The organism is Erythrobacter sp. GH1-10 (genome assembly GCF_045363165.1).
In the GTDB taxonomy this organism is placed as follows: domain Bacteria; phylum Pseudomonadota; class Alphaproteobacteria; order Sphingomonadales; family Sphingomonadaceae; genus Erythrobacter.
This window is the reverse complement of sequence record NZ_JBJFLP010000001.1, coordinates 1,806,953-1,831,346: the sequence shown is the minus strand read 5'-3', so window position 1 is coordinate 1,831,346 and position 24,394 is coordinate 1,806,953. Positions and strand designations below refer to the sequence as shown.

Genomic DNA, 24,394 nt, shown 5'->3' with positions numbered 1-24,394 from the left:
GACGTGGCGGGTTACTTACTGGCCGTTGTCATCGTTCTCCTCTCAGGATTGGCGATCAGAGATATCGCCAAATCTTCGAAGAACACCGCGCTTCTCCCTGATAGACCCGATTTGCCTTATCGAGCGTACACAACGCATTTCGATGTCGAATGCGATGGCGCGGACCTTGAAACGGTTCTCAAACGAAGCGGGAATAACATAACTCCGACTCGGAAATTTGATCCCGGGGACACCGCCCATTTGATAGAAAAGTTCGGCCTTGCACGCGACAAAGCGATAGCTGATGCAAGTGTTGTAAGGTTACCGGATTTAAGCGATCACGCAGTTGTCCTACTTGTTGACCAGTCGGGTTCGCTGGCCGAGCAAATGACGACAGTTGCGGGACAGATTCAATCTTCCGCTGAACGAATGGAAGAGGCCGGCGCGCGCGTCTTGGTGGCGGGTTTCACGACTATCGGATGGCACGGGGGGAAATCCAGAGAGGCTTGGTCGCGCGCAGGACGGCCCGGATATCCCGGCCGCCTGTGCGATTTGCTCCACATCATTTATTCATCCTTCGATGAAAGAACCGAAGAACATCAGTTACATCCGATGTTCACGCTTGGAGCGATGTTTGAAAACGTCGATGGCGAGGCGTTACGTTGGGCTGCGGAAAAGGTCGCTGCTGCCCGAGCAGTTCGAAAAACGATTATAGTAGTTAGCGACGGTGCACCTGTCGATGACAGCACCTTGGCCGCGAACGGACCCGCTATCCTCGAACGCGATATCCGCCTAGCTATCGAAGAGTTGGAATCCGATCCGGATGTGAACCTTGGTGCCGTTGGAATAGACTTCGATGTCTCGCGTTACTACTCCGACGCCTCGTCCTTCGGTTCAGCGGATGAAGTGACGACCAAGGTTCTGAAAACTCTCCAGGACTTCGTTTCCTGACCTCAGCCCAGATCGGGGAGCGGTGCAGCTTCCACATCTTTGACTAGTTGCGCATTGATGATCTGCTTGTTCCCGCCGAAAGCCCCAGCATTGAGTGACTTCATATGAGTTAGGACATGATCCACCGTCGCGTCGAGAGCATCGGGAGCGACCACACGGTCGAAATAGCCGACCTCCATACCGCGCCGCGAATTGAAAAGCTCTCCCGTGGCGATGGCCTTGCGTCCAGCAGGGGCGAGCCGCGCCATGCCGAGGGTTGTGGCATAAAGCGGCAGCACCATCCCGATCGCGCTTTCGTTCATCCCCACGACGAAATCCCCGTCGACGCCGATTGCGTGGTCTGCGGCGAGCATCAGGAACGCGCCACCGGGATAGGCGTGCCCTTCGCACACAGTGACGACGGGCGCAGGGTGGCGCAGTATCGCAAGGATCGCGTCTTTACCGGCCTGCAGCTGCGCGGTGGCGACGTCCGGACCGGCGGCAAAGCCCTTCAGGTCGAACCCGGCAGAGAATATCCCCTTGCGCCCCCGGATCGCGACCGGGGCCTGATCCGTCGCGCATTCGGCCAATGCGGCGACAAGCGCATCCAGCTTGTCCTTGTTGAGCGCGTTTACCTTGCCGTCGTCCAGCGTGATGATGTGCGCGCCGTCTTGGCTGGCGTTGGTGATCATTCTCGGCTCCCGTGATCTGTCGTATGCCCCGTGCATATCGGGCAAAACCGGATGATCAATGGCAGTTTTGGGGATGCCGCTACGGCGCGCTACGGCACGAACTCAAGAAAATCTTGCGAGCGATTTCCGATTAAAGCTGCCCTAAAGCTCCATCGCCATCTGCAGATTGCAGCGGAGGTAGGGGGTGTCCCAGTTCTCTGCATCCGAAAGCGCCACGAAGCCCTTCTTCTCATAAAGTGCGGTCGCGGCTTCGAGCTGGCTGTTCGTTTCGAGCCAGATGCGGTTTGCGCCCCGATCGCGGGCGACATCGACCAGCCGATCGAGTACTGCCGCGCCGATCCCCTGGCCCTGTGCGGAGGGTTCGGTCGCCATCTTGACGATCTCCATCCAGGTGTTGCCATCATCCGGAGCGAAGGCTGCCGGCAGGACGGCCCCGGTCCCCACGACCCAGCCCTTCGCATCGGCCACAGCGATATAGCCACCCGGCTCGATGATGGTTTTGACCGGATGTTCGAGCTGGCGACGATCCTTGTCTTCCATCCCGAACATCTCTTCGATCCACGCGCGGTTGAGCGACGCGAAGGCGGGTGCGTCGCGCGGTGTAAAATCGCGGATTTGCCAATCAAGTGCCGCCATCTTTCGCTCCCGGAAAGTTTACGAGGACATCATACGCGGATCTGTCGGCAACGCCCGCGATCTTGGCCCCGTGCCTGAGCCAGAATGCATGCTTCACGATCTCCGCCTGTTGTTCGATACCATAGGCGGATAGCGGCTGTCCCGGCTTGAGGCTGTAATCGTAGCGGCAGAACGGATGGCGGTTAAGAATCAGGTACCAGTCGCCGCGCGATTGCGTTTGCCAGACATGCGTCAGTTCGTGGATCAGAAAGCCCTGCCGGGCAAGGTCCTGCGCGGCGAAATCGTCGCAATAGGCGCTGCCTTCGGGGTGGAAATGCAGGTGCCCGCGCGGTGCCATCGTGATCCGCCTGGGCTGGAACGGAAACCATTTGCGGCGCTTCAGCTTGACCGCGCCATAATCGACTGCGTCGCCGAAGATCGTCCGGGCGAGCGAGACCTCGCCCGGGGTCAGGTGACGCTCGCCGCCCACCGGGCAGGCGGGCGGCTGCGTTTCGCTTTTCGGTGGGAGCGGCTCGACGCTCAGCCTTCTTCCCCGTCTTCTGCGGCAGCTTCGTCACCCGCGGCCAGGATATCGGCTTCGAAACTGTGGGTCTGTCCGCCCGAGACGGTCAGCGTGACCTCGGCCTTGCCGCCGGGCTGCAACTCCGGTGATGGCTCGAACGCCATGACGTGCAGACCGCCGGGCTTGAAATTGACCTCGCTGCCCTTGGTGATGGCGACCGGCAGGGCTTCCATCATCTGCACCTTGAAATCGTACTCGCCGTAATCGTGCATGGTCGTGCTTCCGGCTTGGGCGACTTCCGCCTTGCGGATCGTCAGGCCGCGATCGCCTTCGTATTTGAGATCGAAATAGACCGCCGCCGGATTGCCTTCGACCGCGTTGAGTACCATCCGGGCATTCTCCACCGACATGCCCGGGATCACTCCTTCGACTTCGGCGGGTGCCTCGGGTTCGCTGCTGCAGGCGGCCATCGCCATCGAGCTTCCGAGAGCTGCGGCCACGAGCATGGCCTTCAGTTTGCGACCCGTGTTGATTGTCTCATTCACTTTTCTGTCCCCTCTTTGGATGGTGCGAAAACTAGTGCGGGCGATCTCTTGTGCCAAGCAAAACCGCACCTATATCCGCCTCATATTCGAGCCGCCGAGGTGTTCTGCCGGTCCCGGGGAATGCGCGAAGGCGGTGTCCAACGACCTTTGAATGGATGGGGAAATAATGGGTAAAGTAATCGGTATCGACCTCGGCACCACCAACTCCTGCGTCGCGGTGATGGATGGCGGCAAGCCCAAGGTAATCGAGAATTCCGAAGGCGCGCGCACGACGCCTTCGATCGTCGCCTTCACCAAGGACGGCGAGCGCCTGATCGGCCAGCCGGCCAAGCGCCAGGCGGTGACCAATCCCGACAACACGCTGTTCGCGATCAAGCGCCTGATCGGTCGCCGGTTCGACGATCCGCTGACTAAGAAAGACATGGAACTCGTCCCCTATGACATCGTCAAGGGCAAGAACGGCGATGCCTGGGTCAAGGCCGGCGGCGAAGATTACAGCCCCTCGCAGATTTCCGCCTTCATCCTTCAGAAGATGAAGGAAACGGCCGAGAGCTATCTCGGTGAAACGGTCGACCAGGCTGTCATCACCGTTCCTGCATACTTCAACGACGCGCAGCGCCAGGCGACGAAAGACGCCGGCCAGATCGCCGGTCTTGAAGTGCTCCGCATCATCAACGAGCCGACGGCTGCCGCGCTCGCCTATGGCCTCGACAAGGAAGATGGCAAGACCATCGCCGTCTACGACCTTGGTGGCGGTACCTTCGATATCTCGATCCTCGAAATCGGCGATGGCGTCTTCGAAGTGAAGTCGACCAATGGCGACACCTTCCTGGGCGGTGAGGATTTCGACAGTGCAATCGTCGAATATCTCGCGGCGCAGTTCAAAAAGAAGGAAAACATGGACCTGAAGACCGACAAGCTCGCTCTTCAGCGTCTCAAGGAAGCCGCCGAAAAAGCCAAGATCGAGCTTTCGAGCTCGCAGACCACCGAAGTCAACCTGCCGTTCATCACGGCCCGGATGGAAGGTGGCTCGTCCACCCCGCTGCACCTCGTCGAAACGATCAGCCGCTCGGACCTCGAAAAGATGGTGGGCGATCTGATCAACCGCACGCTCGAGCCCTGCAAGAAGGCTTTGGCCGATGCGGGTGTGTCCAAGGACGACATCGACGAAGTGATCCTAGTCGGCGGGATGACCCGCATGCCGAAGGTCCGCGAAGTGGTCGAGAAGTTCTTCGAAGCCAAGCCGCACACCGGCGTGAACCCCGACGAAGTCGTTGCCATGGGTGCGGCGATCCAAGCGGGCGTGCTGCAGGGCGACGTCAAGGACGTTCTTCTGCTCGATGTGACCCCGCTCTCGCTCGGTATCGAGACGCTGGGCGGTGTTTTCACCCGCATGATCGATCGCAACACGACGATCCCGACCAAGAAGACCCAGACCTACTCGACCGCCGAAGACAACCAGCAGGCGGTGACGATCAAGGTCTATCAGGGCGAACGCGAAATGGCGGCAGACAACAAGCTGCTCGGCAATTTCGACCTCGTCGGAATCCCGCCCGCACCACGCGGTGTGCCCCAGATCGAAGTCACCTTCGACATCGATGCCAACGGCATCGTCTCGGTGTCGGCCAAGGACAAGGGCACCGGCAAGGAACAGACCATCAAGATCCAGGCATCGGGCGGTCTGTCCGACGCCGATATCGACCAGATGGTCCAGGACGCGGAGAAGTTCGCCGACGAGGACAAGAAGCGCAAGGCGGCCGCGGAAGCGCGCAACCAGGCCGACAGCCTCGTCCATGCGACCGAGAAGCAGCTTGAAGAACACGGCGACAAGATCGACGCAGGCACCAAGACCGAAGTCGAGGAAGCTCTTGCCGCAGCCAAGACCGCGCTCGAAGGCGACGATGCCGACGAGATGACGGCCAAGGCCGAGGCGCTGACGCAGGCCGCGATGAAAATGGGTCAGCAGATCTACGAACAGGAGCAGGCAAAGGCTGCCGAGGGCGGAGACGCCGGCGCCGAGGCCGCGACAGAAGATTCGGACGACGAAGAAGTCGTCGATGCCGAATTCTCCGAGGTCGACGACGACAAGAAGGGCTAAGCCCCCAGTGAAAATCTCCCGCCGCCCGCACCGTGCGCATTCAGGCCAACGGTCCGGGCGGCGGACGATTTCAAGGGATTAGGTCAGCATGTCCGCAACCCAACTCGATTACTATCAGACGCTCAACGTGTCGCGCGATGCCGATGGCGCGACGATCAAAAGCGCCTATCGCAAACTCGCAATGCAGCATCACCCGGACCGCAATCCGGGCGATGCCGAAGCGGAGGCGAAGTTCAAGGCCTGCAATGAGGCCTATGAAACGCTCAAGGACCCGCAGAAACGCGCGGCTTACGATCGCTTCGGCCATGAAGCCTTCACCAATGGGATGAATGGCGGGGGTGGCGGCGGCTTCGGCGGCGGCGGGCACGGCGACTTTGCCGATATCGGCGACATCTTCGAAACGATCTTTGGCAGCGCCTTCGGTGGTGCCGGGGCGCGGCGTCCGCAGAATCGCCGCGGGGCCGATCTGCGCTACGACATGCAAGTCACGCTCGAGGAAGCTTTCCACGGCAAGAGCACCGAGATCGAAATCGAGGTCTCGCAGCAATGCGAAACCTGCGACGGCTCGGGAGCGACACCGGGAACAGGCGAGCGTGCCTGCAACCTGTGTCACGGCCAGGGATCGGTGCGTGCCAAACAAGGCCTGTTCGTTGTCGAGCGCTCCTGCCCGACCTGCGGCGGCCGCGGTGTGGTTATCGAAGACCCGTGCGGCGATTGCCGCGGCGAAGGCCGTGTGGACCGTGCGCAGGCACTGGAAGTCGAGATTCCACCCGGTGTCGACACCGGTACCCGCATCCGCCTCTCGGGTAAGGGTGAGGCAGGCCAGCGCGGTGCGCCTCCGGGCGATCTCTATATCTTCATCCATGTGAAACCGCACCCGGTGTTCGAGCGCGAAGGCACCACGCTCGCGACCCGCATTCCGGTGAGCTTCACCACCGCCGCGCTCGGCGGCTCGGTCGACATTCCGGACCTCGACGGTTCGACCAATACGGTCGATATTCCGGTGGGGATCCAGTCGGGCAAGCAACTGCGGGTGCGCGGAGCCGGAATGCCGGTCCTTCAAGGGCGCGGACGCGGGGACATGGTGGTAGAAATCGCAGTCGAAACCCCGACCAAGCTCTCGAAAAAGCAGAAGGAAATCCTCGAGCAGTTTCGCGAGACGGAAACCGGCGACGAGTGCCCGGAAAGCAAGGGCTTCTTCTCCAAACTCAAAGACGCGTTCGGGGCCTAGCTGGCGCAGCGTGCGGCAAATTCCCTAGCGTCTGATTCCCATTGCGCTTTCGGGGAGGTGGAGGAATGTCGCTTCGACCGAAGGTCCGGCATCGCGTGAGCTCGCACCGAAGCCTTGGGGGTTGGTGCCGGTGTACCATCCATCGAGATTGCGCCAGGTGATGCCGTTGCCGGGCCACGGATCGTATACCTTGACCTGATAATTCAGCGCATTTCCGGCGATCGGCACTGGTCCCTTGATCCCGGCCACAACGACGATGTGGCGCATTCCGTTCGTCCACAACGGCCCGTAACGCATCAGCCAGTCGCGCAGCGCATCCACGCTCGGCGACATCGGCGGGACACTCTCGAGGCCAAGCCGTTTTGCCAGCGGAAGAATCTGACGGTTCTGGATCCCGTTATTGGCCTTGTACAATTGAACGGTCGTGTCGTCCGTCCCCCTGCATTGCATCGATCGGTTCTGGCGTTCGCGCCAATCGATCAGCATTCGGGCCGATGCATACCAGCAGGCCATGTCCTTATCCTGCACGACAAGGCTCATATTGGGCACTTCATAATGAAAAGACTGATTGGGCATCGCGTCGCTCCCGTCTCGAATTCATTCGACCCTCGGGTGTGCGACCATCACATTCTTCTATCTGAGCAGTGTCGCAGCAGATGCGAAACGGAGTCAAGTTCGAGCCCCTCGACTTGAAGCCCCGAGGACCTTATCGTCGCCGTCGAAAGAGGAGACCTGACGATGATCCGCCTTACCACCCTTGCCCTTGTGTCTGCTGCCCTGATAGCCGCTCCTGCGGGCGCGCAGCGCAATTTCGATGATGTCGAGATCAAGGCCGAGCAAATCGCGCCCGGGGTTGCAGTGCTATACGGGGCTGGCGGCAATATCGGGGTCAGCTACGGCGACGATGCTACCGTGATCATAGACGATCAGTTCGCCCCGCTAACCGACAAGATAGAAGCGAAAGTCGAGGAACTCGGCGCCCAGCCGGTCAAGTATGTCGTCAACACGCACTGGCATTTCGATCACACCGGCGGGAACGAGAATTTCGGCAAGGCCGGCGCAACCATCTTCGCGCACGATAACGTCCGTGTGCGCATGGCAGAGGGAGGAACGGTGGTGGGCAATACCACGCCGCCCGCGCCCAAGGATGCGCTTCCTGTCGTGACCTATGGGCAGGGCATGCGCTTCCACCTCAATGGCGATACGATCAACCTGATGTATCTGGGCGGCGGCCACACTGATGGCGACAGTGTCGTAGTCTGGGAGGAGAAGAACATCGTCCACATGGGCGATCTCTACATCACCATCAAAAGCTTTCCCTTTGTCGACCGCAGTTCGGGCGGCAACGTCTATAATATGATGACCACTCTCGACCTCGTGATCGCCATGCTCGATGACGAGACCAAGGTCATCCCCGGGCACGGCGCGATGTCGAACAAGGCCGAGCTGGTAGCCTATCGTGACATGATCGGGGAGGCCGTGAGCCGCGTGGAGGCACTGCACGAAGACGGGGCGACCCTGGAAGAAGCGGTCGCAGCCAAGCCGCTCGCCAGCCTGGATCGCGAAGGCGGTTTTGTCAGCGGGGACGCATTCGTCACCGCGATCTGGGGAAGCATCGAGGATTGACGCGCGGGCTCAGCCCAGCTTTTCGACTATCTCGGCGCGAATCTGCTCCAGCAGGCCACGCTCGCAGCGACAGGCGTCGACCTCCTCTTCGATGATCGCGAGGAAGGCTGCGCGCTTCGACCGGCGGATGTCATCTGCCGGCACCGCACCTTCGACCGTCGAACAGATCAGATCGACCATCCGCTCGGCTCCGTGGAGGCGGCCCCAGAGGTAATCGTTCTCGCGATAGGCACGGCTGAAAAACGCACCGAAATTGTAGAATTCGATCCCGCGCAGCGTATCGCGCGTCCCGCCCTCGCGGATCGAGCGCGCGTCATCGGGGCTGATACGGTCGATCTTCACCGGATTGTACTCGGCCAACCGGTCGCTTTGCACCAGGGGGAGGGTGGCGACATCGTAAAACGGGAAACCGACATAGGTCAGCAGCATCCGCCGCTTGAGATTCTTCGGCATGGCATCGAGCGCCGCGGAAAGCATCTGTTCGGCCTCGATATCGGTTTCCGGCAACAGTCGTTTCTTGGCGAGAAAATCGAGCACCTCGCCCGGAGCGTCGAGCACCCGCTTGGCGCGACTGCGGAAGGCATCGCTGATCTTGGCGCTGTCGTCCGCTTGGAAATACAGCGCAAGGATCTCGTAGATCTTCTCGCGTGCGAGATCGAGCGCATCATCGGGGATTTCGGGATCGGTCTCCCAGTCCCGTGAAAGGCGCCTGGCGAGCAGCTGCAACCGGCGAATACGGAATCCGATATCGTGTGCGCGAAAGAATGCGATCGCATCCGCATTCGCTCCGCCGCTGTCATCCGTCAGTTGCTCGAGGCCACGCGCGGCCAGTTCGCGCCGCAACACCGCCGCTATCAGGCTGTCGTCGCCCAGCGACAGCTCCGGTGCGGCAACGTGGGTGAGCTCGGCCAGGCGGTCGATAATCCCGGTGAACTTGGTCTGCGCGTACGCTCCGAAAGCGTAACCGGCGCGTTCGGCCGCCGCCTGCTGGGCTTTGGCGCGCCAATTGCCGAGCCGCTTGGGCGTCGGATTGTCGAGAAAGAATGTATGGCCGAACAGTTTTTCGACCGCGCGATCGACCTCGGGGCGTAGCCCCATCACGATCCGCTGGAGCCGCTCGGCATCGCGCGACTGCTGCTCGATCCGTTCCAGATCGTCGCGGATCGGCTGTTCGCGCGGAATCGTCGAGATTGATCCGAATATGGCCGGGAAGAAGCCAACCGGTTTGTTGCGGGCTTCACCCACACCTGCACCGCGATCCGGGCGGGGATCGATATACATGAACCGCCGGTCCACCTCGCGCTGGGAGGTGCGCCAGCTCAGCGCACTAAGCGCCGCGCCGAATGGCGCGTTGACGAGCACCGATCCGTCGATCAGCGCGACATCGTCGACCGTCCCGTCACGAACGTGGCCCGGCATGATGCGCGACAGGAACGCGCCGCGCGTCTTCCAGTGATGCCCCTCTTCGGCAGCTAGCCGGTCGATTTCGTCGAGCACGAGTGGCGGGAAAGCGCCGGGAAAGCTCGCCGTCGCACGCGCGGCGAGCACCAGTTCGAGCGGATCGGCAAGCTTGTGGTCGGGATCTTGGGTGACTTTCGAACGAAATCCGATCGGCATGCGATGCTCTGTTTCCTCGACGATGGGCGGGGAGTTTAGGCGCAGCATCTCCGCATGGCCGCGAAAGTCGGTCGCGGTCACGAACAGGTCTACCGGGTGTCCCGCGGGAAGCAGGGGAGGGCCGAGATCAGTCGCGGCCATGGTCTCGAACGCTTCGAAGAGCATGCGCGAAAAACGACTGCCCGAAAACGGCGGTTGGAACCAGCGCCCGCGCACGAAGCGCGAAACCTTGTGCCTCACTTCGGCGCGGGTGTCGGGCGAGACGCTCTCGCTGATCAGATTGCCCGGACGGCTGAGCACCCATTCGGCGATCGGCTGCGCCCAGAACTTGGCGAAGCGCCAGAGCGGTTCGGCCTCGGGATCGGTGAGTTCGCTGACATCGGCATTCTTCAGCCAAAGGTCGGTCAGCGGTTCGAGCGATTGCCCGGAGTGGATCGCCTGCGCGAGGAATATTGCGTTGATCCCGCCCGCGCTCGCACCCGTCAGGATATCGGGCAGCACCCGGATGCGCAGCCGTCGCTCGCGTTCGATCGAGGCAATCAGGTCGTGATAGACCTTTGCCACGCCTTCTTCGGCGGTCTCGCTAGGTGTATGATACAGCCTGCTTGCGCGGGCCAGGTGCCAGATTTCCTTGGTGACCCCGTGCATGTAGACCGCGAGGCTGACCCCGCCGTAGCACACAAGGGCAAGACGCAATTCCTTCTGACGCATGGTTTTTCCGGTGTGCCCTGGATAGCGCGGGTTTGCAATTGCGTTCTTCAAATGTTCCGGATATTGGCGGGGGATGGCGAAGAGCAAGAAACGCTATGTGTGTCAGGCCTGCGGCAGCGTGACGGTGCGATGGCAGGGACAATGCCCGGACTGTGCGGAGTGGAATTCGCTGGTCGAGGATGCACCCGCCACGGTATTTTCGCAGAAACACGACCTTTCACGCGGCGGGCGCGGGATCGAGTTCGTGCCGCTGAATGTGCCGACCGAATTGCCGGTCAGGAAATCCACCGGCCTTGCCGAATTCGATCGCGCGCTCGGCGGCGGGCTCGTGCCGGGCTCCGCTGTGCTGATGGGCGGCGATCCGGGGATCGGCAAGTCGACCTTGCTGCTCCAGACGGCGGCGACGATCGCGCGGGGCGGCAACGACGTCGTCTATGTCAGCGGCGAAGAGGCGGCGGGGCAGGTGCGGCTGCGCGCGACGCGTATGGGGGTCGCCGACGCGCCGATCCGCTTTGCCTCCGAAACCTCGGTGCGCGATATCCTGACTACGCTGGGGCAGGGTGAGCCGCCCGCTCTGCTGGTGATCGATTCGATCCAGACGATGCATTCGGACACGATCGAAGGCGCGCCCGGCACGGTCAGCCAGGTGCGTGGCTGCGCGCTCGAGCTCATCCGTTTCGCCAAGGAAAAAGGGACCGCGCTGGTGCTCGTCGGGCATGTGACCAAGGACGGGAATATCGCAGGGCCGCGCGTGCTCGAACACATGGTCGATGTGGTGATGAGTTTCGAAGGCGAGCGCAGCCACCAGTACCGCATCCTGCGCGCGCTCAAGAACCGCTTCGGAGCGGTCGACGAAATCGGGGTGTTCTCGATGGCGAGCGAGGGGCTGGAGGAGGTTTCGAACCCGTCCTCGCTGTTCCTTTCCGGGCGCGACCAGCCTCTGGCGGGCAGCGCAGTGTTTCCGGCGCTGGAGGGCACACGTCCGGTGCTGGTCGAAATCCAGGCGCTGATCGTTCGACTGCAATCGGGAGCGACGCCGCGCCGTGCGGTAGTTGGGTGGGATACAGGCCGCCTCGCTATGTTGCTTGCGGTGCTCGAATCGCGCTGCGGCCTCAATTTCAGTTCCGCCGAGGTCTATCTCAACATCGCCGGAGGTTACCGCCTGTCCGATCCTGCCGCGGATGTGGCTGTGGCAGCTGCGCTCGTGTCGGCGCTTGCGGACAAGCCCCTGCCCGACAAGGCGGTATGGTTCGGCGAAGTCTCGCTTGCCGGCGAAATCCGGCCGGTTGCGCATTCCGACCTGCGCCTGCGCGAGGCGGCCAAGCTGGGATTCTTGCGCGGCTACGGGCCGTCCGACGCGAAGACCGGTTCGTCCAAGCTCGATTATCGCGGCTTGGGACAACTTTCCAACCTCGTTGACCAGGTGGTGGGGAGCCAATAAGCGACTCGTTCATGACCCTGTTCGATGTGATCGTGCTGCTGTTCGTCGGATTCGCAGCAATTGGTGGCTTCATGCGCGGACTTGTGCAGGAAGTGCTCTCGCTTGCCTCGTGGATACTGGCCGCGTTCGCCGTCTACTATCTCCACGGCCTCCTCACAGAGGCCTTGCGCAACGTCTACAATGCCGAACCGGCGACCCCGCTGCTCGCCTTCGTGCTGTTGCTGCTGATCCCCTATGCTTCGATGCGGCTGATCGCGAGCAATGTCGGGGAAGCGTCGCGCAACTCGATCCTTGGGCCGATCGACCGCGTGCTTGGTTTCGGGTTCGGCGCGGTCAAGGGCGCGCTGATCGTCGTTTTCGCGTTCTCGGTTGTCGTTCTCGGGTTCGATTCGACCTGGGGATTCAAAGGTCGTCCGGGCTGGATCACGACTGCGCGCACATATCCGGCGGTCGATACGTTCTCGCGCGAGCTGGTCCAGATGATTGCGGAGCGCCGCTCGCGCCTGCGCAGCGAAGCGGAGGCCGCAGAGGCTAACGCGGAAGAGTAGCCTCTTGGCCGAACGTGCAACAGAAAAGCTTTATTCGCCAAGACTTCTGGCGCTATCCGCTTCGCTTGCCGATTTTCCGCTCGACCACCCATTCGAACTCCGCGCCGAAGCGCGCTCGCGAACCTGTGGCAGCACGATTGAGGTCGGTTTGGAAACCGATGCCGGGGGAGCGGTAACGCGCATCGGCATGCAGGTTTCGGCCTGCGCGGTCGGACAGAGCTCGGCAGCCGTGCTCGCAAGTGACATTCGCGGAAGGACGGCGCGAGATGTATCGACCGCGCTCGAGCGGATCGAACGCTGGCTGGAACGGGGCGGCGACCCGCCCGACTGGCCCGGGTTCGACGCCCTGCTTCCTGCGCAAGCGCATAGCGGCCGGCATGGCGCGCTCTTGCTCCCGTGGAAGGCCGTGGTCGAAGCGCTTTGCAGCGGCACTGCCAACCGCTAGGACTTCCGCAAGCGGCCCGGACGACACGGGCGAAAAAGGGTTTTGGGGATTATGGCAGAAGCACAGGCGCTCGCCTCTCGCGAGCCGACCGAGAAGGAAATCCGGCTCGTCATCGGCGCTTCGAGCGCGGGCACGGTCTTCGAGTGGTACGATTTCTTCATTTACGGGACGCTCGCCTACATCCTGAAAGACGCGTTTTACGACGTTGATAACGACACACTTGGCCTGCTTTTGGTTTGGTCGACTTTCGCAGTCGGCTTCGCCTTCCGGCCGATCGGAGCCATCCTGTTCGGCTTTCTCGGCGACAGGCTGGGGAGGAAGTACACCTTCCTCGTTACGGTCACGCTGATGGGGATAGCCACCGCCGGGGTCGGGTTCATACCGACCGTCGAAACCATCGGCGTAGCCGCGCCAATCATCGTAATCTGCCTGCGTGTGATCCAGGGGTTGGCGCTCGGCGGCGAATACGGCGGTGCGGCGATCTACGTCGCCGAGCACGCTCCGCCGGAAAAGCGCGGTTTCTACACCAGCTTCATCCAGGCGAGCGTCGCTGGCGGGTTCGTGCTTTCGATCATCGTGGTGCTCGCCTGCCGGTTCCTGATCCCGGAAGAGGATTTCATAAGCTGGGGCTGGCGTGTGCCGTTCCTGCTGTCGATCCTGCTGCTGGTGATTTCCCTCTGGATGCGGCTGATGCTCTCCGAAAGCCCGGTGTTCCAGGCGATGAAAGAAGAAGGCCAGATCGCCGGAAACCCCTTTGTCGAAAGCTTCACCTATCCGGGCAACAAGAAGCGCATTTTCGTTGCTCTGTTCGGGATCACGGGGATCCTGACGACGATCTGGTACACCGCGTTCTTCTCGGGGATGAGCTTTCTGCGCGGCCCGATGCATGTCGAAGACCTGACGGTGGAGTTGATCCTGCTGATCTCCGGCCTGATCGCGATGAGTTTTTACGTTGTCATCGGCAAATGGTCCGACCGGGTAGGGCGCAAGAAGCCGATCATCATCGGCGCGATCGCGACGCTGTTCCTGCTGTTCCCGGCGTTCTGGGGGCTCGGCAGTCTGGCCAATCCCGGCTTGGCCGAAGCGGCGGAACGCACGCCTATCGCCGTTTCCGGGCCCGAATGCGTTACCGATCCCTTCGCAGACCTGTTCGACCGTGAGCAGACCGATTGCGGCAAGATACTTGAGACGCTGACCGCATCAGGCGTGACCTACACGCTGACGCCGGGCGGCGATCTCTCGCTATCCGCGGGCGGAGAGCCAATCGCGATCGACCCGGCATGGTTCGAAAGCGGCGCGGCCCGCACCGAAGGCATTCGCGGAGCGCTCGCCCAGTACGGGTTCGATTTCTCGAAACAGCAGCCGACGTTCGGCAATGTCGCCGGGATCATCGCGATCCTGCTGGGGCTCGGTATGCTCTCGGCGCTGACCTACGGTTCTGTTGCGGCGCTGCTGTCCGAGATGTTCCCGCCCAAGATCCGCTATTCCTCGATGTCGATCCCGTACCATATCGGCGCGGGCTATCTCGGAGGATTCCTGCCGTTGATCGCTGGCGTAATCGTAGCGAGCACCGGCGATATCTATTCGGGGCTGTGGTACACTTGGGGCGTCGTCGCATTCGGCGTGGTGGTCGCATGGTGGGGCATTCCCGACGGACCGCCGAGAGACTTTGCCGATGAAGTCGCCACCTGAGGCGCCGCCGCCGAGCCACCGCCTTCGCGTAGACAGTGATGCGCTGGCCGCCAATTGGCACGCGCTGGACCGGCTTTCGGGTGCGGCACGCGCTGGAGCGGCGGTAAAGGCCAATTGCTACGGCCTGGGTGTCGATGTCTGCGTGCCGGTGCTGCGCACTGCGGGCTGCGAGAATTTCTTCGTCGCGCATTGGAGCGAGGTCGAGGCGGTGGCGCAGTATTCCTCGCCAGAGCAGATCGCGGTGCTGCACGGTCCGATGACGTCCGCCGATGTGGACTACGCCTTGGCGACCGGCGTCAGGCCGGTCATAAATTCGCTCGATCAGGCACGCCGCTGGATCGAAGGTGGGGGCGGGACTTGCCACGTGATGATCGACACCGGGATCAACCGTCTCGGTTTGGCCATGAGCGAGCTTTCCGATCCGGTCATCCAGTCGCTCGACATCAACGTGTTGATGTCGCACCTAGCCTGCGCCGACGAAGACAGCGCCATGAACGCGCACCAGCGTGAGGCCTTTGCCGCTGCCCGGGCGCTGGTGCCGCACCGCTTGGCCAGCCTTGCCAATAGCGCGGGAATTGCCCTCGGGCAGAATTATGCCTTCGATCTGACGCGTCCGGGTCTTGCACTATACGGGGGCGTCCCGCGCCCCGAGCTGTCAGGCACTATCGCGCAAGTCGCGCATATCGAGGCCGCGATTATCCAGGCGCGCACCATCGAGGCCGGTGAAACTGTCGGCTACAACGCCGAATTCACCGCCATCTCGCCGATGCGGGTCGGCACCGTTTCGCTCGGCTATGCCGACGGCTTCCTGCGTGCGCGAGGACCGGGCACGACCTTGCTTCACGGCGAACGCAGGCTACCGATTCTGGGCAAGGTTTCGATGGACATGATCGTCGTCGATCTCGCAGATGCAACCGAATTGGGTGAAGGCGATTGGCTGGAAGTGCCGTTCGACTTACCCTATGCTGCGCAGCAAAGCTCTGTTTCCCAATATGAATTGCTTACCGTACTGGGACAGCGGCTGCGCGGCGGCTAACGCCATATTGCACTGCACATTGTGCAGGTGCTAAGCACGCTGAAGAAACAATCGCAGGGATCGATATGGCGAAGAAATCGGGTGGCGCTTCGGACACGGAAGCGGGTGAGACCATCATCATCAAAAAGTACGCCAACCGGCGGCTCTACAACACCAGCTCGTCAAGCTACATCACGCTCGACGACCTGGCGAAGATGGTCCGCGAGAATATCGACTTCGTTGTGATCGACGCGAAATCGGGCGAGGATATCACCCACTCGATCCTGACCCAGATCATCATGGACGAGGAAGCGCATGGCGAGCAGATGCTGCCGGTCAGTTTTCTCCGCCAGCTTATCGGCATGTACGGCAATTCGATGCAGAACCTGATGCCGTCCTATCTCGAAGCCAGCATGACGAATTTTCGCGAGAACCAGTCGAAAATCCGCGAAGCGTTCGAAAAGGGCATGAGCTCCGGCCCGCTCGCCGCGATCCATGAAACCAACATGGCGATGATGCGCGCGGCGGCCGAAACCTTCATCCCCGGCCAACGCAAGAATGCGTCGAAAAGCGCGGGGTCATCGGGCGAGAGCGGCTCGCAGAAGGAAATCGAGGTGTTGCGCGAGCAAATGGCCGAAATGCAGAAAAAGCTCGACGAACTCAGCAAATAGGCCGGGTTTTCGGAGACGCAGATGATCAATTCGGTCCGGTACAATCTTTCCAGCCTGACCGATTTCTCGGGCCGCGACGCGCGGCAGACCTTCTGGTTCTACATTCTCTTCGTTTTCGTGGTGCAATACGCGATCGGAATCGCGGTTGCGCTGCCGATGATCGTCGGCATCTTCACCACCACCTTCGACGCGGTTTCGTCTGGGGCCGACCCCGACACGCTCTCCGCCGAGATGCTCGAAGGCATGACCGGCTATCTCGAGCTGCAAATGTGGGTCTCCGCCATAGTATCGCTCGTGGCCGTCCTGCTCGTCGTCGCAGCCTTTGTGCGGCGGCTGCATGATGCGGGTTTCAGCGGATGGATCGCCGCAATTCCGGTCGCCACGCAGATCTTCAGCGTCGGCTATTCGATTGTCATGTTCGACGAGATCATGGCAATCGCGGCGGAATCGATGAATCCCGCCAATCCGGCCAACCCCGCGGCCATGCAGATCGAGGCGCATCCATTGAGCTTGGTCGGATGGGTCGGGTATCTCGTCGTTATCGGTTTCGGTATCCTCAAGTCCCAGCACGGCCCGAACAGGTACGGCGGCGAGCCCGTCCACCACTGACGCTTGCATGCACGCTGAGGCATCGGCACAGATGCACGCATGATCAAACGTCTCGCACTCCTCGCCGCTGTCCTTGCCGCGCCTTTGTCCGCGCAGGACCATCCCGCCGACAATGTCTCCGAAGATCGTCTCCGCGCCGATATCGATACGCTTGTCGGTTTCGGGACCCGCCACACGCTGTCGGAGCAGGACAATCCCGAGCGCGGGATAGGCGCAGCCGTCGATTGGGGGCTCGACGAGTTCCGCGCGATTTCGGAGCGCTGCGACGGATGTCTCGAAGTCGTCGCGCCCGAGCGGATGGTTTCGGGGGACCGCATTCCCGACCCCGTGCGGATCCGCAACGCCGTCGCCATCCAGCGCGGGACCGAGCGACCGGACGAGGTCGTGATAGTGCAGGCCCATATCGACAGCCGCGCATCGAACGTGCTCGATTGGCAAAGCGATGCGCCGGGCGCAAACGATGACGGGTCGGGTACCGTGCTGGTGCTCGAAGCGGCCCGAGTGCTTTCCGGGAAGCGCTACCCCACCACCATCGTCTACGCGCTGCTTTCGGGCGAAGAGCAGGGCCTGTTCGGCGGGCGGCTGCTCGCCGACTGGGTCGAGGAACAGGGCTACACCGTCAAGGCCGTGCTCAACAACGATATCGTCGGCGGATCATGCGGCTCGGACGGTTATTGCGATGACCAGCATGTGCGGGTGTTCTCGGAAGGCCCGCGTGCTGACCTGACCGACCGGCTGCGCGCCGGACAACGGCGCTATGGCGGAGAGAATGACAGCCCTTCGCGCAACCTGTCGCGCTGGCTCGATGGGCTCGCAGACGAAACCGAGGGCGGGCTCGATGTACGCCAGATCTGGCGCACCGACCGCATGGGGCGGGGCGGTGACCAGATTCCTTTCCTCGACAAGGGCTATCCCGCGGTGCGGATTACCGTCGCAGTCGAGGATTACGAGCACCAGCACCAGGACCTGCGGGTCGAGGATGGCGTGACTTATGGCGACACGCCCGACGAAATGGATTTCGCCTATCTCGCAAAGGTGACGCAGCTCAATGTGCGCGCTCTCGACAGGCTCGCTCAAGCACCGATGCCGCCGAAGGTGAGCGTGGACGCCGCGGTGCGGGTGGATACGGAAGTTAGATGGGAAAGCATCGCAGGCGCCGACACCTACGAGATAAAGGTTCGCCCCACGGATGAGCCGAAATGGCTCCAGGAATCCCCGCTTGGCAATGACGGCAGCATGTGGGCGGGCAAGCTGGAAATCGAAGGCGGAACGCCCGGTGCCGATTTGAGCACTACCGTTCCCCTGCGCGGCGACGATTGGCTGTTCGGCGTTCAGGCCTGCAATGGCCAGTATTGCTCAGCCGTATCGAGCGCGGTTCCGGGCGGGGCCTTCGAGCCGGTCGCGAAGACCGACAAATAGCCCCGCCGTTCGTTTCGAGCGGTGCGCGTAACGCGTATTCGAAATACCGGTGTGAAGGGGTCTCGACTACGCTCGACACGAACCGGGTTGAGGCATAGGGCGTAATAATGGCCAAATCTCCCAAGAAGCGTCAGCAGGGCATGCCCTCGAAGACCCAAGTCCTCGAATTCATCCAGACCTCCGATAAGCCCGCTGGCAAGCGCGAGATCGCTAAGGCGTTCGGGCTCAAGGGGCAGGAAAAGATCGCGCTCAAAAAGCTGCTCAAGGATATGGCGGAGGAAGGGCTGATCGACGGCAAGAAAACCGCCTATCACCGCATGGGCGGCGTGCCGAAGGTGACCGTGCTGCGGGTCGATGCGATCGAGGATGGCGAGGTCATCGCGGTGCCCGACAATTGGGAAACGGATGCCCCGAAGAAACCGCCGCGCATCACCGTGCGCGAGTTGAAGGGCAAGGGCGGCAAACGCCAGCCGGCCCTGAAGCGCGGCGACCGGGTGCTTGCCCGGACAGAGGAGAAAAGCGGCAATTGGACCGCGGATCCGATCAAGAAGCTCCCCGCGCGCACCGAAGGGCTGATGGGCGTGGTCGAAATCGACGGCAGCGGCCAGGCATGGCTCGCACCGATCGACAAGCGCGTGCGCAACTCGGCGAAGATCGTCGATGTCGGTGAGGCGAAGGAAGGCGAACTGGTTTTCGCCGAACGAGTCGGGCGCTCGGAACGCTCGGGCGTGAAAGTGATCGAAGTTGTCGGCGACCCGCTTGCGCCCAAGAGCTTCAGCCTGATCGCCATCGCCAAGCACGGGATCCCGCACGTCTTCCCGCATGAGGTGCACGAGGAAGCTAAGCGCGCAGCCGAACTTTCGCTTTGCGAAGACAAGCGCGAGGACCTGCGAAACCTTCCCATCGTCGCGATCGATCCTGCCGACGCGCGCGATCACGACGATGCGATCTGGGCGGAGCCGGACGGAAAGGGTGGCTTCAACGCGCTCGTCGCGATCGCCGACGTATCGTTCTTCGTCCGTCCGGGATCGCCGCTCGACCGGGAAGCAAGGAAGCGCGGGAACTCGGTTTATTTCCCCGACCGCGTGGTCCCGATGCTGCCCGAGATCCTTTCCGCCGATGTGTGCTCTTTGCGCGAAGGCGAGGACCGCGCCGCGATGGCGTGCCACTTCCACATCGACAAAGAGGGCGTCGTCAACGAGTTTCGCTTCACCCGCGCCATCGTCCGCATCCACCACAACATCGCCTACGAGGATGCCCAGGCCGCGATCGACAGTGGCAAGCCGCCAGAATATCTCGAGCATCTGTGGAACGCCTGGCGCTCGCTTGAAGCGGCGAGGCATCGGCGAGATCCGCTCGAACTCGAATTGCCCGAACGGCGCGTGGTGTTGGGCGAAGACGGGAAGATCGCCGAGATCGCAATCCGCGAACGGCTCGATGCGCACCGTGTGGTCGAGGATTTCATGATTTCGGCGAATGTCGCCGCGGCAAAGGCACTGGAGGCGAAGAACTCTCCTGTGGTTTACCGCGTTCACGAACCGCCGAGCCGCGAGAAGCTGCTCGCGTTGCGCGACTATCTCCAGACCATGAATCGCAAGCTCGCACTGGGGCAGGTCATCACTCCGAGCCTGTTCAACCGCATGCTCAAGGATGTCTCGGATGAATCCGAAAAGGCGCTGATCATGGAGGCGGTGCTGCGCAGCCAGACGCAGGCGTATTACGGCCCCGCCAATGCCGGGCACTTCGGGCTGGCGCTCGGCTCCTACGCGCATTTTACCTCGCCGATCCGTCGCTATGCCGACCTGTTGGTGCACCGTGCACTTGTCGATTCCTATAAGCTCGAACAGCCCAAGCCGTCCGGTTCGCTCCCCGACACCACGGGGCTATCGGACAAGGATCGCAAGTCCTTGCAGGAGATCTCCGACGCGATCAGCCAGACCGAGCGGCGGGCGATGGAGGCCGAACGCGACACGATCGATCGTTACGTTGCCGCATGGCTTTCAGGCCGGGTGGGCGAGACCTTCGAAACGCGCATCACAGGCGTGCAGGGCTTCGGCTTCTTCGCCACTATCGTCGGCATGGGCGGCGATGGGCTGGTGCCGATCTCCACTCTGGGCGGCGAATATTTCCGGTATGAGGAGGCTGCACAGCAGCTGGTCGGCGAAAAATCCGGCACGACCTATGCTTCGGGAGACCGGCTCGAGTTGAAGCTGGCCGAGGCAAATCCGTTGACCGGCGCGCTCAAATTCGTGCTGCCCGATACCGATGCGGGTTCGATCGACACGCGCGGCGGGCGGCCCCCGAAGAAGAGGGGCAAACCGGGCGGTCCCAAGAAGGGCAAGCACCAGACCGGCAAGCGTGGCCGCCCCGGCAACATCCGCCATCAGGGAAGAAAACGCTAACGGTGTAACGGAACGTCCTCCTTTAACGAACATTCCATAAACAAAGGAGAATTTCTATGATCAAGCCCGGTTCCGAAGTCCCCAGCCTTGATTTGCCGCTCACCATCGGCGCGCAATACGACCTTGCCAAGCAGAACCCGGACCACTTCACGGCGGTCGTTTTCTACCGCGGCAAGCATTGCCCGATCTGCAAGGGCTACCTCAAGCAGTGGTCGGAAAAACTCGATGATTTCACCAGGCTGGGGATCAATGTCGTCGCCGTCTCGATGGATGACAAGGATCGCGCGATGGTCGTCGATGAGGAATGGGAGACCGGCGATGTGCCGCTTGCCTACGGGATGAGCGAGGACACCGCGCGCGAGTGGGGCCTCTACATTTCGGAAAAGCGCCCGGATTCCGACGAGCCGGATATTTTCTCCGAGCCCGGCCTGTTCCTCGTCCGGCCCGACGGCACGCTCTATTTCGCGAACGTCCAGAACGCTCCGTTCACCCGGCCACCGCTGGACGAACTGCTGCAAGGTCTCGATTTCGTGATCGACAAGGATTACCCGACGCGCGGCACGCTCAATTGATCACACTTCGTGGTCGCTGTCGGTCTCGTCGTAATCAGACGGGATGATGTAGACAGGGCAGGGCAGCTCGCCCGAATGGGCGGAGAAGTGCAATACCAGCGGCCCGGGGTTGCTGCCCTTCGCTGCGCCGAGAATGAGTGCGGCGACCTCGCTATGGTCGGCGAGATACTCGCTGACGATCTTTTGCCCGTTCCCGATCTTGACCGAGATCGTCGGCATGATTCCGCTTTCCGCGAGGAGATTGCCTGCGACGCCGTGCGCAAGCATCTCCGCGCGATCGCGGGCCTCCTGTTCGATGGTCGCCTGAACCGCGCCGAACGCGCTGAAATTCTGCTGCGGGACGAGCGCGAGGATATGCACCGCTCCATCGACAGCAACCGCGCGCCGTGCCGCAAACCGCAGGGCCGCGCGCGATTCTTCGCTGTCGTCGGTAACCACAAGGAACGTGCGCATCGGTGCTCTCCTTTTCGGGCTATCCATTCAAATGGTTTCGTATGCAAGGCCTTGCCCCGCGCCTGTGGATTCGCCAGAGACACCGATAACAAATGACGTTGGGGAAACGTCGCAAGAGGGATCGACACGTCCATGCCGATAGAAATCAAGATGCCCGCCCTGTCACCGACCATGGAAGAGGGCACGCTGGCCAAGTGGCTGGTGAAGGTCGGCGACACGATCAGTTCGGGCGACATCATGGCCGAAATCGAAACCGACAAGGCGACGATGGAGTTCGAGGCGGTCGATGAAGGCACGCTTGCCGCGATCGTCGTGGAGGAAGGGACCGAGAACGTTGCGGTCGGGGCGGTGATTGCGATGCTCGCGGAAGAGGGTGAGGATGTTGGCGACGTAAGCGCGCCTTCGGGCGATGCCGCATCTGCGCCGGCTCCTTCGCCAGCCCCGGCTCCGGCTGCGGCAGCATCGGACGATGGCCCCGCGGCGACGCCCACGGCGCGCAAGCTGGCCGAAGCCAACGGGATCGATCTCGGCCAGATCGAAGGCACCGGACCCAAGGGCAAGATCACCAAGGGCGATGTCGAGGAAGCCATGGGTGGCGGTGGTGCGGCCTCGGTCACCGGTGCGTCGCCGACGCCTTCTCCCGCTCCGTCTCCCGCTTCGGCGTCATCGGGCGATCGCATCATCGCCTCGCCGCTCGCCAGGCGGATCGCCGAGCAAAAAGGTATCGATCTGGCGCAGGTGAGCGGCACCGGCCCCAACGGCCGGATCGTGAAGGCAGATATCGAAAGTTTCGAACCGAGCGCCGCTGCTGCTCCTGCACCGGCTGCGAGCGCTCCGACACCGGCACCAGCTCCGGCGGCGCAGCCCGCGAGCGAGCACGATGCGCCTTACGAGGAGCAGAAGCTCAACAACGTCCGCAAGGTCATCGCCCGCCGCCTCACCGAGGCGAAGCAGACCGTGCCGCATATCTATCTCACGGTCGACGTCCGGCTCGATCCGCTGCTTAAATTGCGCAAGCAGCTCAACGAGTCGCTCGAAGCCGACGGCGTGAAGCTTTCGGTCAACGATCTCATCATCAAGGCGCTGGCCCGCGCGCTGCAACGCGAGCCGCAGTGTAACGTCTCTTTCCAGGGCGACGTGATGCACCAGTATACGCGGCAGGATGTCTCGGTCGCAGTGGCTGCGCCATCGGGCCTGATCACGCCGATCATCCGCGATGCGGGCCGCAAGGGCCTCGCGGAAATCTCGACGGAGATGAAAGAACTCGCCGGCAAGGCCCGCGATGGCAAGCTGCAGCCGCACGAGTATCAGGGCGGCACGGTCTCGCTGTCCAACCTCGGCATGTTCGGGACCAAGCAGTTCGACGCGGTTATCAATCCGCCGCAGGGCATGATCCTGGCGGTGGGCGCGGGCGAACAGCGCCCCTATGTGGTCGACGGCGCGCTGCAGGTGGCCACCGTGATGAGCGTAACCGGCAGTTTCGATCACCGCGCGATCGACGGGGTCGACGGCGCCAAGTTGCTCGATCAGTTCCGAAGCCTGATCGAAAACCCGATGGGTCTCGTGGTATAAGAGAACCTATGCCCCGCACCACCCCCCTCATTATCGCCGCGATGCTGGCTCTGGTTGCATGCTCCGGCGAGCGCGAGGACAAAAGCGAGGCGCTCGAGCGCGGAGGGCCGACTGCGCGCAACCTGCCCGAGGTCGCGCCGCAACCGGTGCGGATCGGCTTCGATGGTCCGCGCTTCGATGCCTGTGCGGGTTATGGGTTGGTGACCAATCTCAATCCAAACGGCGACAATTACCTTTCGGTCCGCGCTGCGCCCAATGGCAATGCCGAGGAGATCGACCGGCTCGGCCCGGGCAAGGGGGTGTCGATGTGTCAGCAGGTCGGGAACTGGATCGGTGTGGTTTACGGTGAGGGCGAAGAGGGCATCGAAAGGTGCGGTACTGGCGCCCCGGTCCCGAGCGTGCGCGCCTACGAAGGCCCGTGCAAATCGGGATGGGTCAACGAGAACTTCATCGAGCTGATCGCGGGGTAAGCCGTGCCTGGACGTGATCCCCTAATCCGCGCGACCGCGATGCCGACCGATCTAAACCCCTATGGCGGCGTGTTCGGGGGCTGGCTGATGGCGCAGATGGCGCTCGGCGCGGGTTCGCTCGCGAGCCGGGTGGGAAAGGGCAAGGCGGTGGTCGTCCATGCGACCGACTTCACATTTCCCGGCGCCATGGAAGTGGGAGACGAGCTCAGCATCTATTGTGACGTCTTGAAAACCGGGAAGACCTCGCTGACCATCCTGGCCGAAGGCGTGGCGCGCGAGCGCAACGGCGAGGCCGAGACCAAGGTTTCAGAGGGCACGTTCAAATTCGTGCTGCTCGACCAGAACGACCGTCCGCGCCCGGTTTCGGCGGTGATCGCATGAGCATTTTCCTACTTGGCCCCGAAAGCCTAATCGACAGGGTGATCGCAGTTTTTTCGCGCGTGGGGACAGAAATTTTCATTTTGCAAAGTGTCAACTTCGCTTTTTCGAACCAATCGATTGAATTCAATACGGAAAAT

24 protein-coding genes are annotated in these 24,394 nt (G+C 62.1%); 17 read left to right on the top strand and 7 right to left on the bottom strand.

Going from position 1 to position 24,394, the window contains the following annotated elements:
- Positions 1–3: 3 nt before the first annotated feature.
- Positions 4–930: a cobaltochelatase CobT-related protein gene (locus ACI5KX_RS09010; RefSeq protein WP_406810336.1), complete on the top strand. Its 927-nt coding sequence runs from the start codon at positions 4–6 to the stop codon at positions 928–930.
- A 2-nt stretch (positions 931–932) separates the two neighbouring features.
- Here the strand turns inward: ACI5KX_RS09010 and ACI5KX_RS09005 are convergent, their stop codons facing one another.
- The 4 genes from ACI5KX_RS09005 to ACI5KX_RS08990 all read right to left on the bottom strand — a co-directional run bounded on the left by ACI5KX_RS09005 (position 933) and on the right by ACI5KX_RS08990 (position 3,284).
- Positions 933–1,601 carry a crotonase/enoyl-CoA hydratase family protein gene (locus ACI5KX_RS09005; RefSeq protein WP_406810335.1) on the bottom strand — a complete coding sequence of 223 codons (669 nt, stop codon included), beginning with the start codon at positions 1,599–1,601 and terminating at the stop codon, positions 933–935.
- A 141-nt stretch (positions 1,602–1,742) separates the two neighbouring features.
- The gene (locus tag ACI5KX_RS09000) at positions 1,743–2,237 is read right to left on the bottom strand and encodes a GNAT family N-acetyltransferase (protein WP_406810334.1); all 495 of its coding nucleotides are present in this window, start codon (positions 2,235–2,237) and stop codon (positions 1,743–1,745) included.
- A complete protein-coding gene (locus ACI5KX_RS08995; protein WP_406810333.1) occupies positions 2,224–2,706 on the bottom strand; it encodes a vgr related protein in 483 nt (160 codons plus the stop codon). Before ACI5KX_RS08995 ends, ACI5KX_RS09000 begins: the two co-directional genes overlap by 14 nt.
- Before the next feature lie 50 nt (positions 2,707–2,756).
- Complete coding sequence (locus tag ACI5KX_RS08990; RefSeq protein WP_406810332.1) at positions 2,757–3,284, bottom strand: copper chaperone PCu(A)C; 528 nt, start codon at positions 3,282–3,284, stop codon at positions 2,757–2,759.
- A 166-nt stretch (positions 3,285–3,450) separates the two neighbouring features.
- Here ACI5KX_RS08990 and dnaK point away from each other — a divergent pair, with 166 nt between their 5' ends.
- Positions 3,451–5,382 carry a molecular chaperone DnaK gene (gene dnaK / locus ACI5KX_RS08985; protein WP_406810331.1) on the top strand — a complete coding sequence of 644 codons (1,932 nt, stop codon included), beginning with the start codon at positions 3,451–3,453 and terminating at the stop codon, positions 5,380–5,382.
- A gap of 88 nt (positions 5,383–5,470) precedes the next feature.
- Positions 5,471–6,613, top strand: coding sequence for a molecular chaperone DnaJ (dnaJ, locus tag ACI5KX_RS08980; RefSeq protein ID WP_406810330.1), 1,143 nt, complete (start codon positions 5,471–5,473; stop codon positions 6,611–6,613).
- Positions 6,614–6,637: 24 nt separating this feature from the next.
- On the opposite strand, the gene ACI5KX_RS08975 is transcribed toward dnaJ, so the two are convergent.
- Positions 6,638–7,189: a papain-like cysteine protease family protein gene (locus tag ACI5KX_RS08975; protein ID WP_406810329.1), complete on the bottom strand. Its 552-nt coding sequence runs from the start codon at positions 7,187–7,189 to the stop codon at positions 6,638–6,640.
- A 162-nt stretch (positions 7,190–7,351) separates the two neighbouring features.
- On the opposite strand from ACI5KX_RS08975, the gene ACI5KX_RS08970 reads away from it, so the two are divergent.
- Entirely contained in the window at positions 7,352–8,239 is an 888-nt protein-coding gene (locus tag ACI5KX_RS08970) for an MBL fold metallo-hydrolase (RefSeq protein WP_406810328.1), read from the top strand.
- 9 nt (positions 8,240–8,248) lie between these two features.
- On the opposite strand, the gene ACI5KX_RS08965 is transcribed toward ACI5KX_RS08970, so the two are convergent.
- Positions 8,249–10,567, bottom strand: a complete 2,319-nt coding sequence (locus ACI5KX_RS08965) for a patatin-like protein (RefSeq protein ID WP_406810327.1) — start codon at positions 10,565–10,567, stop codon at positions 8,249–8,251.
- A 73-nt stretch (positions 10,568–10,640) separates the two neighbouring features.
- Here ACI5KX_RS08965 and radA point away from each other — a divergent pair, with 73 nt between their 5' ends.
- The 10 genes from radA to ACI5KX_RS08915 all read left to right on the top strand — a co-directional run bounded on the left by radA (position 10,641) and on the right by ACI5KX_RS08915 (position 21,381).
- Complete coding sequence (radA, locus tag ACI5KX_RS08960; RefSeq protein ID WP_406810326.1) at positions 10,641–12,008, top strand: DNA repair protein RadA; 1,368 nt, start codon at positions 10,641–10,643, stop codon at positions 12,006–12,008.
- An 11-nt stretch (positions 12,009–12,019) separates the two neighbouring features.
- Complete coding sequence (locus ACI5KX_RS08955; RefSeq protein WP_406810325.1) at positions 12,020–12,556, top strand: CvpA family protein; 537 nt, start codon at positions 12,020–12,022, stop codon at positions 12,554–12,556.
- A gap of 4 nt (positions 12,557–12,560) precedes the next feature.
- Complete coding sequence (locus ACI5KX_RS08950; RefSeq protein WP_406810324.1) at positions 12,561–13,001, top strand: iron-sulfur cluster assembly scaffold protein; 441 nt, start codon at positions 12,561–12,563, stop codon at positions 12,999–13,001.
- A gap of 51 nt (positions 13,002–13,052) precedes the next feature.
- Positions 13,053–14,693, top strand: a complete 1,641-nt coding sequence (locus tag ACI5KX_RS08945; protein ID WP_406810323.1) for an MFS transporter — start codon at positions 13,053–13,055, stop codon at positions 14,691–14,693.
- The gene (gene alr / locus ACI5KX_RS08940; protein WP_406810322.1) at positions 14,677–15,729 is read left to right on the top strand and encodes an alanine racemase; all 1,053 of its coding nucleotides are present in this window, start codon (positions 14,677–14,679) and stop codon (positions 15,727–15,729) included. The genes ACI5KX_RS08945 and alr overlap by 17 nt, the downstream gene beginning before the upstream one ends.
- Positions 15,730–15,794: 65 nt before the next feature.
- A complete protein-coding gene (phaR, locus tag ACI5KX_RS08935) occupies positions 15,795–16,379 on the top strand; it encodes a polyhydroxyalkanoate synthesis repressor PhaR (RefSeq protein ID WP_406810321.1) in 585 nt (194 codons plus the stop codon).
- A 21-nt stretch (positions 16,380–16,400) separates the two neighbouring features.
- Positions 16,401–16,988, top strand: a complete 588-nt coding sequence (locus tag ACI5KX_RS08930) for a DUF805 domain-containing protein (protein WP_406810320.1) — start codon at positions 16,401–16,403, stop codon at positions 16,986–16,988.
- A 39-nt stretch (positions 16,989–17,027) separates the two neighbouring features.
- Entirely contained in the window at positions 17,028–18,407 is a 1,380-nt protein-coding gene (locus ACI5KX_RS08925; RefSeq protein ID WP_406810319.1) for a M28 family peptidase, read from the top strand.
- A 107-nt stretch (positions 18,408–18,514) separates the two neighbouring features.
- Positions 18,515–20,809: a ribonuclease R gene (gene rnr / locus ACI5KX_RS08920; RefSeq protein ID WP_406810318.1), complete on the top strand. Its 2,295-nt coding sequence runs from the start codon at positions 18,515–18,517 to the stop codon at positions 20,807–20,809.
- Positions 20,810–20,865: 56 nt separating this feature from the next.
- Positions 20,866–21,381: a peroxiredoxin-like family protein gene (locus ACI5KX_RS08915; RefSeq protein WP_406810317.1), complete on the top strand. Its 516-nt coding sequence runs from the start codon at positions 20,866–20,868 to the stop codon at positions 21,379–21,381.
- Here ACI5KX_RS08915 and ACI5KX_RS08910 read toward each other — a convergent pair whose 3' ends face one another.
- Entirely contained in the window at positions 21,382–21,834 is a 453-nt protein-coding gene (locus ACI5KX_RS08910; RefSeq protein WP_406810316.1) for a universal stress protein, read from the bottom strand.
- Between the two features lie 132 nt (positions 21,835–21,966).
- Here ACI5KX_RS08910 and ACI5KX_RS08905 point away from each other — a divergent pair, with 132 nt between their 5' ends.
- From ACI5KX_RS08905 to ACI5KX_RS08895, 3 genes are read left to right on the top strand one after another with little or no spacing between them, the layout of a single operon-like run.
- Positions 21,967–23,406, top strand: coding sequence for a 2-oxo acid dehydrogenase subunit E2 (locus ACI5KX_RS08905; RefSeq protein WP_406810315.1), 1,440 nt, complete (start codon positions 21,967–21,969; stop codon positions 23,404–23,406).
- An 8-nt stretch (positions 23,407–23,414) separates the two neighbouring features.
- The gene (locus ACI5KX_RS08900) at positions 23,415–23,876 is read left to right on the top strand and encodes a hypothetical protein (protein WP_406810314.1); all 462 of its coding nucleotides are present in this window, start codon (positions 23,415–23,417) and stop codon (positions 23,874–23,876) included.
- 39 nt (positions 23,877–23,915) lie between these two features.
- Positions 23,916–24,257, top strand: a complete 342-nt coding sequence (locus tag ACI5KX_RS08895) for an acyl-CoA thioesterase (protein WP_406810313.1) — start codon at positions 23,916–23,918, stop codon at positions 24,255–24,257.
- Positions 24,258–24,394: the final 137 nt, after the last annotated feature.

Excerpts from the sequence above, each read along its gene's own strand:
- ACI5KX_RS09005 (WP_406810335.1), bottom strand. The coding sequence starts at position 1,601 with ATGATCACCAACGCCAGCCAAGACGGCGCGCACATCATCACGCTGGAC.
- ACI5KX_RS09000 (WP_406810334.1), bottom strand. The coding sequence starts at position 2,237 with ATGGCGGCACTTGATTGGCAAATCCGCGATTTTACACCGCGCGACGCA.
- dnaK (WP_406810331.1), top strand. The coding sequence starts at position 3,451 with ATGGGTAAAGTAATCGGTATCGACCTCGGCACCACCAACTCCTGCGTC.
- dnaJ (WP_406810330.1), top strand. The coding sequence starts at position 5,471 with ATGTCCGCAACCCAACTCGATTACTATCAGACGCTCAACGTGTCGCGC.
- ACI5KX_RS08975 (WP_406810329.1), bottom strand. The coding sequence starts at position 7,189 with ATGCCCAATCAGTCTTTTCATTATGAAGTGCCCAATATGAGCCTTGTC.
- ACI5KX_RS08970 (WP_406810328.1), top strand. The coding sequence starts at position 7,352 with ATGATCCGCCTTACCACCCTTGCCCTTGTGTCTGCTGCCCTGATAGCC.
- ACI5KX_RS08965 (WP_406810327.1), bottom strand. The coding sequence starts at position 10,567 with ATGCGTCAGAAGGAATTGCGTCTTGCCCTTGTGTGCTACGGCGGGGTC.
- radA (WP_406810326.1), top strand. The coding sequence starts at position 10,641 with ATGGCGAAGAGCAAGAAACGCTATGTGTGTCAGGCCTGCGGCAGCGTG.
- ACI5KX_RS08955 (WP_406810325.1), top strand. The coding sequence starts at position 12,020 with ATGACCCTGTTCGATGTGATCGTGCTGCTGTTCGTCGGATTCGCAGCA.
- ACI5KX_RS08945 (WP_406810323.1), top strand. The coding sequence starts at position 13,053 with ATGGCAGAAGCACAGGCGCTCGCCTCTCGCGAGCCGACCGAGAAGGAA.
- alr (WP_406810322.1), top strand. The coding sequence starts at position 14,677 with ATGAAGTCGCCACCTGAGGCGCCGCCGCCGAGCCACCGCCTTCGCGTA.
- phaR (WP_406810321.1), top strand. The coding sequence starts at position 15,795 with ATGGCGAAGAAATCGGGTGGCGCTTCGGACACGGAAGCGGGTGAGACC.
- ACI5KX_RS08930 (WP_406810320.1), top strand. The coding sequence starts at position 16,401 with ATGATCAATTCGGTCCGGTACAATCTTTCCAGCCTGACCGATTTCTCG.
- ACI5KX_RS08925 (WP_406810319.1), top strand. The coding sequence starts at position 17,028 with ATGATCAAACGTCTCGCACTCCTCGCCGCTGTCCTTGCCGCGCCTTTG.
- rnr (WP_406810318.1), top strand. The coding sequence starts at position 18,515 with ATGGCCAAATCTCCCAAGAAGCGTCAGCAGGGCATGCCCTCGAAGACC.
- ACI5KX_RS08915 (WP_406810317.1), top strand. The coding sequence starts at position 20,866 with ATGATCAAGCCCGGTTCCGAAGTCCCCAGCCTTGATTTGCCGCTCACC.
- ACI5KX_RS08910 (WP_406810316.1), bottom strand. The coding sequence starts at position 21,834 with ATGCGCACGTTCCTTGTGGTTACCGACGACAGCGAAGAATCGCGCGCG.
- ACI5KX_RS08905 (WP_406810315.1), top strand. The coding sequence starts at position 21,967 with ATGCCGATAGAAATCAAGATGCCCGCCCTGTCACCGACCATGGAAGAG.
- ACI5KX_RS08900 (WP_406810314.1), top strand. The coding sequence starts at position 23,415 with ATGCCCCGCACCACCCCCCTCATTATCGCCGCGATGCTGGCTCTGGTT.
- ACI5KX_RS08895 (WP_406810313.1), top strand. The coding sequence starts at position 23,916 with ATGCCGACCGATCTAAACCCCTATGGCGGCGTGTTCGGGGGCTGGCTG.